Here is an 11,898-nt window from a genome sequence, read left to right on the forward strand (position 1 = left end):
ACCACCTCGGTCAGGCGAAGTCCTCCGGGGTGTAGGGACGCTGCTCGACCAGGACCAGCCAGTTGCCGGAATTGTCGCGCAGGACCGCCTCCACGCCGTACGGGCGTTCGGAGGGTTCCTGGATGTGCTCGACGCCCTTGGCGACCAGTTCGTCGAAGGTCTTGCGGCAGTCGTCGGTGGCCAGGCCGACGCCGTGCATCAGGCCCTTGGCCATGATCCGGCGGATCGACTCGGCCGATTCGGCGTCCATCGGCGGGCCGGGCAGCATCAGGGCCAGTTCGAGCTCGGGGTGGTCGCGCTGGGAGACCGTGCACCAGCGGAACTCCGGGCTGAGCGTGATGTCGTTGCGCTGCTCGAACCCGAGCACGTCGGTGTAGAAGGCCTTCGCCTCGTCGATGTCGTTCACGTAGACGGTGACCAGGTGGACGTTGGTGATCACGCTTGCTCCTCGGTGTCGTCGGTGCTTCGACCGTACGACGCCGGAGCGTCGCCTGGCTTCGCCGGAATTGCGGAGTTCAGGCCGAGCATGAACACGTAACAGCCGGGGATCCGCGCGCCGGTCTGGGTCCGCTGGTACTCCGAGGGGCTGACGCCGATCAGCTCGGTGAACCGCCGGCTGAACGACCCGACCCCGGAGTACCCGACCAGTGTCGACACCTCGGTCACGCTCAGATTGGTCGCCCGCAGCAGGTCCGTCGCCCGCTCGATCCGCCGCCGGCTGACGTACTGCATCGGCGTCTCGCCGTACTCGGCCGCGAAGCAGCGCAGGAAGTGGTACTTCGAGACGCCCGCCGCCCGCGCCAGCCCGTCCAGGTCGAGCGCCTCGGCGAAGTTGCGATCGGCAACATCCCGGGCCCGGCGCAGGTGCGGCAGCAGGTCGGCCGGAACGGACACCATGCCGTCGAGCCTAATCGTCGCCGCCGACTTTCGGCAGCCGCCGAAACTCTCCCGCTTTCCGGCCGGATCGGAGATGCTGCTCGGCATGGACCTTCGCGGCAGCACCGGCCAAGGCGGCACCGGCCCCGGCCCGATCACCCCCGACGGCAGTCCGGTCGAGCTGTACGTCGGCGCCGAGTCGAACGGCGAGCACCGGATCGTGCTCGACGCGATCGCCACTGCCCTGCCGACCGCGTTCGCCGCTCCGGACGCCCTCCTAGCTCAGGACCCCGGCTCCGGCCGGGACGTCCTCGAACTCGGCTGCGGCACCGGCCGGATCACCCGCCCGCTCACCGCGGCCGGGCACCGCGTCGTCGCGGTCGACGAGTCCCCCGACATGCTCGCCCACATCACCGGCACCGAAACCGTCTGCAGCCCGATCGAGCAACTCCGCCTCGACCGCCGTTTCGACGTCGTACTGATGATGTCGTTCCTGATCAACGCCCCCGACGCCGCCGTCCGGCGCGCTTTGCTCGCGACCTGCGTCCACCACGTGCGCCCCGACGGCGTCGTCGTGCTGCAGCGTCACGATCGCGCCAGCTTCGCCGAGCCCCAGGTGCTGGAGCGGCCGGGCCATCGCCTGGAGATCTCGGACGTCGAGCACCTACCCGGCGACCGCGACGCGGCAACCATGACCCACACCGTGGCCGGCCGGACGTGGAGCCAGCGAGTGGTGGCCCAGAACTTCACCGACGAAGAACTGGCCACCCTGCTTGCCGAGTCGGGCCTGGGGTCGGTCAGCTACCTCACCCAGGACCACACCTGGCTCGCCGCCCGGCCGATCTGAGCGCCTACCTGGCAGCCAGTACGTCGAACTGGGCGCGGGTGAGCCTGCTGGTGTCGCCGGACAGCGCCGTGGAGTGGGTGTAGATGATGCCGCCGGGCACCGAACCGGTCAGATAGCGGATCGCGTTCTTGAACGAGTCGCAGCGGCGACCGTCCTCGGCGCCGGCGGGATAGCCGATCGCGGCGTTCACCTTGCCCATGTTCAGCGCGTCGGCGAACGGGTTGATGTTACGAGCAACGGTCCAGTACCAGCGGGCAATCGGCGCCGACCACTGCAACGACCGCGCCAGCTCAGGATTGCCGAGCAGCGGTCTGCACCAGCGACGGATTCACGATCCTGCTGCCGAACATCGCCTGCACATCGGCCAGCGTCACGTCGGCCGTCGGGACGGGAACGCCGTGGGAACCTGTCAGGTGATTCCCACGGCGTTGTCACTTTCCCACCGAGTCCGTCGGGTTGCTCAAGAGGACAACCCAGCTCTCGGGACTAGCTCTTGGCGTCGGCCTTCGCCTCGCCCTTCGCCTCGCCCTTCGGCTCCGGCTTCGCGTCGACGCCTGCCTCCTTGCGCTGCTCCGGGGTGATCGGCGCCGGCGCCGAGGTCAGCGGGTCGTAGCCGCCGCCGGACTTCGGGAACGCGATCACGTCGCGGATCGAGTCCGCGCCGGCCAGCAGCGCGGTGATCCGGTCCCAGCCGAACGCGATGCCGCCGTGCGGCGGCGCGCCGAACTTGAACGCGTCGAGCAGGAAGCCGAACTTCTCGGTCGCCTCCTCGTCGGACAGCCCCATCACCTTGAACACGCGCTTCTGCACGTCCTCGCGGTGGATACGGATCGAGCCGCCGCCGATCTCGTTGCCGTTGCAGACGATGTCGTAGGCGTAGGCCAGCGCCGAGCCCGGGTCGGTGTCGAAGGTGTCCAGCGACTCCGGCTTCGGCGAGGTGAACGCGTGGTGCACCGCCGTCCAGGCGCCGGACCCGACCGCGACGTCACCCGCGGCGGTCGCGTCGTCGGCCGGCTCGAACAGCGGCGCGTCGACCACCCAGACGAACGACCAGGCCGACTCGTCGATCAGTCCGCCGCGGCGGCCGATCTCCAGCCGGGCCGCGCCGAGCAGGGCGCGCGACGACTTCACCGGGCCGGCCGCGAAGAACACGCAGTCCCCCGGCTTCGCCCCGACGTGGTCGGCCAGACCGGCCCGCTCCTGCTCGGACAGATTCTTTGCGACCGGACCACCCAGCTCGCCGTCCTGGCCGATCAGCACGTACGCCAGTCCCTTGGCGCCGCGCTGCTTGGCCCAGTCCTGCCACGCGTCCAGCTGCTTGCGCGGCTGGTCGGCGCCGCCCGGCATCACCACGGCACCGACGTACGGCGCCTGGAAGACCCGGAACGGGGTGTCCTTGAAGTAGTCGGTGCACTCGACCAGCTCCAGGCCCATCCGCAGGTCGGGCTTGTCGGAGCCGAACCGGGCCATCGCCTCGGCGTACGTCATGCGCTGGATCGGGGTCTGCACCTCGTGCCCGGCCAGCTTCCACAGCTCGACCAGGATCTCCTCGGACAGCGCGATGATGTCGTCCTGGTCGACGAAGCTCATCTCGACGTCGAGCTGGGTGAACTCGGGCTGCCGGTCGGCGCGGAAGTCCTCGTCGCGGTAGCAGCGGGCGATCTGGTAGTACCGCTCCATCCCGGCCACCATCAGCAGCTGCTTGAACAGCTGCGGCGACTGGGGCAGCGCGTACCAGGAGCCGGGCTGCAGGCGCGCCGGGACCAGGAAGTCGCGGGCGCCTTCCGGCGTCGACTTGGTCAGCGTCGGCGTCTCGATCTCGACGAAGTCGTGCTTGGCCAGCACGTCGCGGGCGGCCTTGTTCACCTTGCTGCGCAGGCGCAATGCGGACCCCGGGCCCTGGCGGCGCAGGTCGAGGTAGCGGTACTTGAGGCGGACCTCCTCGTTCACCGGCGTCGCGTGGTGCTCCTCGACCGGGAACGGCAGCGGCGCGGCCTCGCTGAGCACCTCGATCTCGTCGGTGATGATCTCGATCTCACCGGTCGGCAGGTCGGGGTTCGCGTTGCCCTCGGGCCGGGCCGCGACCGTGCCGACGATCTTCAGGCAGTACTCCGAACGCAGTCCGCTCGCGGCGGCCTCGTCCCGGATGACCACCTGCACGGTGCCGCTGGAGTCGCGCAGGTCGATGAACGCCACGCCGCCGTGATCGCGCCGCCGCGCCACCCAGCCCGCCAGGGTGACGGTCTGCCCGGTGTGCTCGGCCCGGAGCGAGCCGGCGGAATGGGTACGGATCACGAGTTCTCCTGAGGGGTTTCGATGCTGGGTCGTACGTCGTGCGCGGGCGGCGCCCAGGTGGCCGGGTCGGCCGGCACCTGCTCGCCACTGCGGATGTCCTTCACCTCGGGCCCGTTGTCGGTGCTGAACCACACGAACGGGATACCGCGACGATCCGCGAACTTGATCTGCTTGCCGAACTTCGCCGCCGCCGGCGCCACCTCGACCGGGATGCCCCGGCCGCGCAGCTGCGCCGCGGTACGCATCGCCTCGGCGCGGTCCTCCTCGGCGGTCAACGCGATCAGCACGGCGGTCGGCGTACTGCGGCTGCCCTTGACCAGGCCCTGGCCGACCAGCCGGTGCACCAGCCGGGAGACGCCGATCGAGATGCCGACGCCCGGGTACGTCGTCTTGCCGTCCGACGCGAGCGCGTCGTACCGGCCGCCGCCGCCGACCGAGCCGAACGACTCCTGGCCGACCAGGTAGATCTCGAAGACGGCGCCGGTGTAGTAGTCCAGGCCGCGGGCGATCCGCAGATCGGCCATCAGCAGGCCGGGCGCGTGCTCGGCGGCGGCCGCCATCACCTGGCTGAGCTGCTCCAAGCCCTCGTCGAGGATCACGTGCTCGACGCCGAGCGCCCGCACTTGCTCGACGAACGACGTGTCGGTGCTGGAGATGTCGGCCAGCTGGACCGCCAGCTTGGCCTGCTTGTCGGTCGCACCGGCTTCCACCAGACGCTCGACGACCTTGTCCGGGCCGATCTTGTCGATCTTGTCGACGATCCGCAGCACCGTGGTCACGTCGTCCAGGCCGAGCCCGCGGTAGAAGCCCTCGGGGATCTTGCGGTTGTTGACCTTGATCACGAACTCCGGCACCGGCAGCCGGCGCAGCGCGTCGGCGATCACCAGCGGCAGCTCGACCTCGTAGTGGTTCGGCAGCTCACCGCTGTCGACCACGTCGATGTCGGCCTGGGTGAACTCGCGGTAGCGGCCCTCCTGCGGGCGTTCGCCGCGCCAGACCTTCTGGATCTGGTACCGGCGGAACGGGAACGCGAGCTTGCCGGCGTGCTCGAGTACGTAGCGCGCGAACGGCACGGTCAGGTCGAAGTGCAGCCCGAGGCCCGCGCCGTCGTCGTCCGGGCCGGCCGCGAGCCGGCGGACGCCGTAGATCTCCTTGTCCGCGTCCTCGCCCTGGTTCGACAGCCGCTCGACCGGCTCCACCGCGCGGGTCTCGATCGAGGCGAAACCGTGCAGCTCGAACGTCTCCCGGATCGTGTCGAGGAACTGCAGCTCGACGATCCGGTCCGACGGAAGGAACTCCGGAAACCCGCTGATCGGGGTCACCTTGCTCATTGCTCTAACTCTCCAGGTCCTGCAAGTAGGGGTTGGTCGCCTTCTCCCGGCCGATGGTCGTCTGGCCACCATGACCCGGCAGCACGACGATCTCGTCGCGCATCGGCAGGATCTTGGTGGCCAGCGTATGCAGCATCGTGGGATGGTCGCCGCCGGGCAGGTCCGTCCGGCCGATCGACCCGGCGAACAGCACGTCACCGGAGAAGAGCACGGCCGGCACGTCCTCCGGCCCGTCGTACGGGGTGGTGAAGGTGACCGAGCCGCGGGTGTGGCCCGGGGTGTGGTCGACGGTGAACCGCAACCCGGCGAGCTCCAGCGCCTGGCCGTCCTTCAGCTCGGCGACGTCGTCGGGCTCGGCGAACTTGTGGTCGCCGCCGAGCAGCATCCGAGCCGTCTCCGGGCTGACCCCGGCCACCGGGTCGCTGAGCAGGTGCCGGTCGTCGGGGTGGATCCAGGCGGTGCTGTCGTACGTGCCGCAGACCGGGAGGACGGAGAACATGTGGTCGAGGTGACCGTGCGTGAGCAGCACGGAGACCGGCTTGAGCTTGTTCTCCCGAACGACCTGCTCGATGCCCGGCGCGGAGTCCTGACCGGGGTCGATCACGATGCACTCCGCGCCCTGGCCGGTGGCGACCACGTAGCAGTTCGTACCCCACGACCCCGCGGGGAACCCGGCGATGAGCACGGCTGGCCTTCCTGGATCGGTGCGGGACCATCCAAGGTTACCGGTCGGCCCGGCGTCGCCACGTACCGGGATTCAGCCCACCAGCGCCCGCATCCGCGCGACAGCGTCGACGGCCTGTTCCGGCGTACGGCGCCCGAGGCCGCACGCGGCCGCGATGTCGACCGGACGGCCGACGGCTTGCTCCACCAGGTCGCGGACGACGAGCTGATCGGCGGCGGCGCGGAACTGATCGCGATCAGCGCCGATCTGCACCGGCCGGTCCGGCGTGGCAGGCGAGCCGAGGTTCGCCAGCACGGCCAGTTCCTCACGGGCCCACTCGGCCAGGTGCAGCGGAAAGGTCGCCGCTCATCAGCGGTTGATGATTCGCCCCGTTCCCGTGATTCAGATTTCAAGCAGACAGTACCGGCCCGCGTGGCCGCCCCCGCGCGGAGTAGGCCGGATTGTGACGGCAACCCCGTTGCGTCAGGGCTGCTTGTTTGTGATTGTTCAGTGATAACTGTCGGGACAAGTTCTCGACGCGCCCGGGGCGGCCCTGAAACCCGACTTGAACCAGCGGCCGACCAGAATGGGCACGAGCGCAGTGCATACCGCCGGAAGGGGCGAGTTGTGGCCGAGGAAAGCTGGGGCCGGGTAGCAGACGACGGAACGGTGTACGTCCGGACCAAGGACGGCGAGCGGGCGGTCGGCCAGTGGCCCGACGCGAACCCCGAGGAGGCCCTGGCCTTCTACACCCGACGGTACGACGCGCTGGCGTTCGAGGTGGATCTGCTGGAGAAGCGGGTCCAGGCCGGCACGGTGTCACCTGACGACGCCCGCGCCGCGGTGAAGAAGGTCACCAGCGCGATCACCGACGCCCAGGCGGTCGGCGACCTGGACGGCCTGCTGGCCCGGCTCGAGGCGCTCACCCCCCTGGTCGCCCAGCAGCGCGAGAAGAAGAAGGCCGAGCGCGCGGCGAAGGTCGAGGAGGCCCGCGCGGCCAAGACCAAGATCGCCACCGAGGCCGAAAGCATCGCCGCCGGCACCGACTGGCGGCACGGCGTCACCCGGTTGCGCGAACTGCTCGACGAGTGGAAGGCGCTGCCCCGGCTGGACAAGTCCAGCGACGACGAGCTGTGGCACCGGTTCTCCTCCGCGCGTACGACGTACACGCGGCACCGCAAGCAGCACTTCGCCGAGCTGTCGTCCAAGCGCGACGAGGCCGCCGCGGTGAAGGAGCGCCTGGCCGCCGAGGCCGAGTCGATCGCCACGTCGACCGACTGGGGCCCGACGTCCGGCCGCTTCCGCGACCTGATGCGCCAGTGGAAGGCCGCCGGCCCCGCCCCGCGCGAGGTCGACGACAAGCTGTGGGCCCGCTTCCGCAGCGCCCAGGACACGTTCTTCGGCGCCCGCGACGCCGTCCAGGCCGAGGAGAACGTCGAACAGCAGGCCAACCTGCAGGCCAAGGAAGCCCTCCTGGTCGAGATCGAGGCGATCCTGCCCGTCACCGACCCGAAGGCCGCCCGCGACCAGCTCCGCACCCTGCTCGACCGCTGGGACGAGATCGGCAAGGTCCCCCGCGACTCGATGCGCACGATCGACAGCCGCCTGCGCGCCGTCGAACAAGCCGTCAAAGCCGCCGAGGACGAGGTCTGGAACCGCAGCAACCCCGAAGCCCGAGCCCGCGCCGAGGCCACGGTCAAGCAACTCCAGTCCCTCATCTCCGACCTGGAGAAGCAGGCCGCCAAACACGAGTCCCAAGGCAACGCCCGCAAGGCCAAGGAAGCCCGCGAAGCCATCGCGGCGCGGCGCGAATGGCTCACCCAGGCCCAGAACGCCCTGGCCGAGTTCAGCTGACCTGTGGACAACTGAAATCACCGAAGGGTGGTCGTCGACCATCCTTTGGTGATGCTCCCGTACGACGTTCCGCTGTACTTCTGCGGTCTGCCTTTCACCGGTCGCCAGGTGGGCCGCAAGCTCAAGTGGCTGTTGGGCTCCGGTGACATTCGGCCTGTGCTGAAGGGCGTGTACGTGGACGCCCGTGTGCCCGACACTCCTGAACTGCGCGCGGCAGCCGTCGCGCTTCTTCTGCCTCCCGAGACAGCGGCCTGCGGCCGGACGGCCGCCTGGATCCACGGCATCGACACCACCGCCCTCGGCACCAGCGAAGTACCCGGCCTGCACTGGACCACCGAAGCCACCGACCTTGTCGAGATCGCCGGCCTCCGGGTCACCTCACCCGCCATCACTGCCGTCAATCTGGCGATGAACCTCCCTCGCCCGTTCGCGCTGTCGGCCGTCGACGCCATCCTCCGCTCAGGTGCCGCCGACCTCGACTCGCTCCGTGCGGTTGCCATCACCGCAGACCAACCACGCGCCTATCAAGCCCGCCAGATCCTCCAGTACGCCGACCGCCGCGCCGAGTCCCCCGGGGAATCCTGGCTCCGTCTCCGGCTCCTCGACGCGGGCTTCCCCATCCCCACCCTTCAGTTCCAGGTCCCGGGCGCCGGCCGCACCTACCGCATCGACCTCGCCTACCCCCAGCCCCTCGACGACGGCCGCCGTCTAGGGCTCGAGTACGACAGCGATCGCTGGCACTCTCGCCCTCGCGAGGAAGTGCGCGACGAGCGTCGCCGGGATGAGTTGGCTGCCCTCGGCTGGCACATCATCTCTGTCCGGCGCCCCGACCTCTGGGGCCGCTACCCCGCGCTCGAACTCGCCGTCGGCAGCTACCTCAGCCAGCAACCCCGTCTCCCCCGCCGCTGGTGAAGGGCTGGTTGACCAGAGCCAGCAACTGGCTTCGTTGGGCCGTTGACCACAGGATCTCTCTGACCTGATCGATGCCACCGGTCGGCCATTGATTCGCGATCTCGAGCACGGCCGGGTCGGTGATCTTCGCGGTGAGCGCCTCGGGGAACGGCCCCCAGCAAACCTTGAACGGCCGGTCCCACATCTGGATGACCTCGGTGGCCACCGGGGCCGTGATGCCCGAGGTGTTGTGGCGCTCCGCCACCAGCTCGTACGCCGTGAGCAGCGCCTGCTCGCGGTCCTGCCACGAGTCGGCCCGCAGCACCCTCGACAGGACCGGCGCCAGATCAGGTGCGCAAGGCAACCGATTGAACGCCGTACCGAACCACTTCGCGTACGGCGAATACTCGCGCTCCAGCAAGAAGCACAAGCGCATCAGGTCCTGCACGAGTCGCGCGCCGATCAGCGCCGAGCCGAGTTCGTCGCCGACGTGGCCGGCTCGGCCCGCAAGATTGACCTCCGGGTGGATCCGCCACCAGCCGGCGAGCTGGAGATACAGCCAGACGTCGTGCGGGTAGTAGGCGAACCGCTCCCGCGCCGCGCGCAAACCCACCTCGTCGTGGTGGACCGCGCCGGCGGTGATCATCCGCAGGCTTTGCTCCGAGAAGGTGAGCCAGTCACGCGCGTGGATCTCCCCTGCCGGATCGATTCCGAGGTGCTGCTGGAAGAAGCTCTCCACGGTGTGGACGGAGAAGTCGGTCGGCCGGTTGGCGAAGGACGACGGCACCTGCTGCCGCAGTACGTCGCGCACGGCGTCGCCGTACTCGTCCTCCTCACGCAGGAACAGCAGGACCCGTGGCTTCCAGTCGTGATCGGTGGACATCGCGTCGTCGAAGCCGAGCACCTCCGAGCCGCGCGGCGGCATGCGGCAGGGCCGGGAACGCCGACTCCAGCACCGGCCGTACGGCGTCCCAGTAGAACCGCGCACTCAACTCGACCCCGGGCACGAACGCTGACATCGACGCCTCCTCGATGATCCGGCCCGGCGGCAGTGGGTCGAGGCCTACGAGGCCAGCCGTTTCCGGGCGTCGTGACCGGCGCCGGCCGGCTCCGCGCCGCGTTCGGGTTGGTTGATCTCGGCCCAGACCTCGTCGAGGGACAGCCCCAGGACATCGGCGATCGCCGCGATGGTCGGGAACGCCGGCGTCGCCACGCGGCCCGACTCGATCTTGCGCAGCGTCTCCGGCGAGACCCCGGCGTCTAGCGCGATCTCGAGCATCGAGCGCTCTCCCCGGGCGCGCCGCAGCAGCGCGCCGAGGCGCTGTCCGCGCTCGACCTCCGCGGGAGTGAGCGGCAACCTGACCATGAACCGATTCTAGTACCGGGATAATATGGCCGGGATAGTTATTGGTACGTACGGAAGGCGCCCGCATGATCGAGATCCTGAACCCCACCGAACTGCCCCGCGCGAAGCAGGCAGGCGCCCTGGTCGCGCACATCCTGCACACCCTGCGCGGCCGCAGCACGGTCGGCACGAACCTGCTGGAGATCGACCAGTGGGCCGCGGCCATGATCGCCGAGGCCGGTGCGCAGTCCTGCTACGTCGACTACGCGCCGTCGTTCGGCCGCGGACCGTTCGGCCACTACATCTGTACGTCGGTCAACGACGCCGTACTGCACGGACTCCCCCACGACTACACGCTCGCCGACGGCGACCTGCTGACGCTCGATCTCGCCGTCTCCACCAACGGGATCGCCGCGGACTCCGCGATCAGCTTCCTGGTCGGCGACTCCCGGCCCGCCGAGAGCGTGGCGCTGATCGACGCGACCGAGCGCGCGCTGAGCGCGGGCATCGCCGCCGCCGGACCGGGCGCTCGCATCGGCGACATCTCGCACGCGATCGGCACGGTCCTCAGCGCGGCGGGGTATCCGATCAACACCGAGTTCGGCGGGCACGGAATCGGTTCGACGATGCACCAGGATCCGCACATCTCGAACACCGGCCGCCCCGGCCGCGGCTACAAACTCCGCCCCGGGCTGCTGCTCGCGCTGGAGCCGTGGGTGATGGAGGACACCGACCAACTCGTCACCGACCCCGACGGCTGGACCCTACGCAGCGCAACCGGCTGCCGCACGGCCCACAGCGAACACACCATCGCCATCACCGAGGACGGAGCGGAGATCCTCACCTTGCCCACGCAGGTGCGGGCGTAGCAGGTGAGCGTGAACCTCGTCGCGGCAGTCAACCGGCAGGCGGGGTGTGGACTCGAGGTGACGGGCGTTGCCGGGCAGGGCCAGTCGGGCGGGGCGGTGTTCGTACGGTGGCCCGACGGCCGCGAAGGCGTGGTCACCACTGGGCAGGTATCGCGGGAGCGAATGGTCCAGACGGCGGAGGTGCTTGGCGAACTCCGCGGGCGTGGAATTCCGGTTCCACGGATCGACCTTGTGGTCCCGCTTGGCGACGGGCGAACGGCGGTGGTTCAGGAAAAGTTGCCTGGAGCCACAATCACCGAGCCCGATGCGAAGACGATCGACGCGATCGTTGCGGTGAACAACCGCTTCGCCGGCCTCCTGGCGGACCGGCCGGATGTTCCACCACCGCAGCTGCAGCTTCCGCCTGCTGACGGACTGCTCGAGCAGTACGACGCCCGCAGCCGTCGTCTGCTGGACCGGATCAAGGAGCTCGATGCCGGATCCAACAGCACGGCCTTCGACGGTGACGATCTGGTGCACCCCGATCTCACCGTGCCGAACGTGCTGTTCAACCGGTCCGGCGAGGTCACCGGTGTCGTCGACTGGAACCTCGGCGTGGCGCGCGGTGACCGCCGGTTCGGATTGGTGAAGCTGTTGTTCGACCTGACCTGGGCAGCAGCGGTCCCCGGGGTCGAGCAGCGTCCGACCGCAGCGGCGCTCGACCGGATCGACGAGCTCGTTCACTCCACGATCCCGCCGGACACCCTGCGCACGTACTGGGCCCACCACACGCTCAGCATGCTGAGCTGGACCATCTACGCGCGCGACACCGAGGCGATCGACCTCCACCTCACGCTCGGCGAGCGCGGGTTGAACTGAAGACAGGCCCCCAGCCGCCACGGTAGAGACGAGGCCCTCCGCCGTACGGCGGAGGGCTTGTCCTCAAG

At 69.5% G+C, this 11,898-nt stretch carries 14 protein-coding genes; 5 read left to right on the top strand and 9 right to left on the bottom strand.

Annotation, left to right across the window (positions count from 1 at the left end; genetic code table 11):
- Positions 1 to 10: 10 nt before the first annotated feature.
- Positions 11 to 439, bottom strand: coding sequence for a VOC family protein (locus ACQPXM_RS26070; protein WP_432937907.1), 429 nt, complete (start codon positions 437 to 439; stop codon positions 11 to 13).
- Positions 436 to 897, bottom strand: a complete 462-nt coding sequence (locus ACQPXM_RS26075) for a helix-turn-helix transcriptional regulator (protein ID WP_432937910.1) — start codon at positions 895 to 897, stop codon at positions 436 to 438. Before ACQPXM_RS26075 ends, ACQPXM_RS26070 begins: the two co-directional genes overlap by 4 nt.
- On the opposite strand from ACQPXM_RS26075, the gene ACQPXM_RS26080 reads away from it, so the two are divergent.
- Positions 896 to 1,723 (top strand): class I SAM-dependent methyltransferase, encoded by an 828-nt coding sequence (locus tag ACQPXM_RS26080; protein WP_432937913.1) that lies wholly within the window; start codon positions 896 to 898, stop codon positions 1,721 to 1,723. The genes ACQPXM_RS26075 and ACQPXM_RS26080 overlap by 2 nt on opposite strands.
- Positions 1,724 to 1,727: 4 nt before the next feature.
- Here ACQPXM_RS26080 and ACQPXM_RS26085 read toward each other — a convergent pair whose 3' ends face one another.
- The 5 genes from ACQPXM_RS26085 to ACQPXM_RS26105 form a co-directional block, all read right to left on the bottom strand.
- Complete coding sequence (locus ACQPXM_RS26085; RefSeq protein ID WP_432937916.1) at positions 1,728 to 2,000, bottom strand: hypothetical protein; 273 nt, start codon at positions 1,998 to 2,000, stop codon at positions 1,728 to 1,730.
- A gap of 209 nt (positions 2,001 to 2,209) precedes the next feature.
- The gene (gene aspS, locus ACQPXM_RS26090; protein ID WP_432937919.1) at positions 2,210 to 4,018 is read right to left on the bottom strand and encodes an aspartate--tRNA ligase; all 1,809 of its coding nucleotides are present in this window, start codon (positions 4,016 to 4,018) and stop codon (positions 2,210 to 2,212) included.
- On the bottom strand, positions 4,015 to 5,349 hold the full coding sequence (hisS, locus tag ACQPXM_RS26095) for a histidine--tRNA ligase (RefSeq protein ID WP_432937922.1): 1,335 nt from the start codon (positions 5,347 to 5,349) through the stop codon (positions 4,015 to 4,017). The genes aspS and hisS overlap by 4 nt, the downstream gene beginning before the upstream one ends.
- A 4-nt stretch (positions 5,350 to 5,353) precedes the next feature.
- Positions 5,354 to 6,034: an MBL fold metallo-hydrolase gene (locus ACQPXM_RS26100; protein ID WP_432937925.1), complete on the bottom strand. Its 681-nt coding sequence runs from the start codon at positions 6,032 to 6,034 to the stop codon at positions 5,354 to 5,356.
- Positions 6,035 to 6,106: 72 nt separating this feature from the next.
- Positions 6,107 to 6,328: a hypothetical protein gene (locus ACQPXM_RS26105; RefSeq protein WP_432937928.1), complete on the bottom strand. Its 222-nt coding sequence runs from the start codon at positions 6,326 to 6,328 to the stop codon at positions 6,107 to 6,109.
- Between the two features lie 312 nt (positions 6,329 to 6,640).
- Here ACQPXM_RS26105 and ACQPXM_RS26110 point away from each other — a divergent pair, with 312 nt between their 5' ends.
- Positions 6,641 to 7,867 carry a DUF349 domain-containing protein gene (locus ACQPXM_RS26110; protein WP_432937931.1) on the top strand — a complete coding sequence of 409 codons (1,227 nt, stop codon included), beginning with the start codon at positions 6,641 to 6,643 and terminating at the stop codon, positions 7,865 to 7,867.
- Positions 7,868 to 7,918: 51 nt separating this feature from the next.
- Positions 7,919 to 8,779 (top strand): hypothetical protein, encoded by an 861-nt coding sequence (locus ACQPXM_RS26115; RefSeq protein ID WP_432937934.1) that lies wholly within the window; start codon positions 7,919 to 7,921, stop codon positions 8,777 to 8,779.
- On the opposite strand, the gene ACQPXM_RS26120 is transcribed toward ACQPXM_RS26115, so the two are convergent.
- Both ACQPXM_RS26120 and ACQPXM_RS26125 read right to left on the bottom strand, forming a co-directional pair.
- Positions 8,745 to 9,683, bottom strand: coding sequence for a DUF4037 domain-containing protein (locus ACQPXM_RS26120; protein WP_432937936.1), 939 nt, complete (start codon positions 9,681 to 9,683; stop codon positions 8,745 to 8,747). The genes ACQPXM_RS26115 and ACQPXM_RS26120 overlap by 35 nt on opposite strands.
- Positions 9,684 to 9,821: 138 nt before the next feature.
- On the bottom strand, positions 9,822 to 10,124 hold the full coding sequence (locus tag ACQPXM_RS26125) for a helix-turn-helix domain-containing protein (RefSeq protein WP_432937939.1): 303 nt from the start codon (positions 10,122 to 10,124) through the stop codon (positions 9,822 to 9,824).
- 65 nt (positions 10,125 to 10,189) lie between these two features.
- Between ACQPXM_RS26125 and map the strand changes: the two genes are divergently transcribed.
- Together map and ACQPXM_RS26135 are read left to right on the top strand one after the other, a co-directional pair.
- Positions 10,190 to 10,972 (top strand): type I methionyl aminopeptidase, encoded by a 783-nt coding sequence (map, locus tag ACQPXM_RS26130; protein ID WP_432937941.1) that lies wholly within the window; start codon positions 10,190 to 10,192, stop codon positions 10,970 to 10,972.
- A gap of 129 nt (positions 10,973 to 11,101) precedes the next feature.
- A complete protein-coding gene (locus ACQPXM_RS26135; RefSeq protein WP_432951082.1) occupies positions 11,102 to 11,830 on the top strand; it encodes a phosphotransferase family protein in 729 nt (242 codons plus the stop codon).
- Positions 11,831 to 11,898: the final 68 nt, after the last annotated feature.

The sequence above is a fragment of the Kribbella sp. CA-253562 genome (assembly GCF_050942265.1).
GTDB lineage: Bacteria > Actinomycetota > Actinomycetes > Propionibacteriales > Kribbellaceae > Kribbella.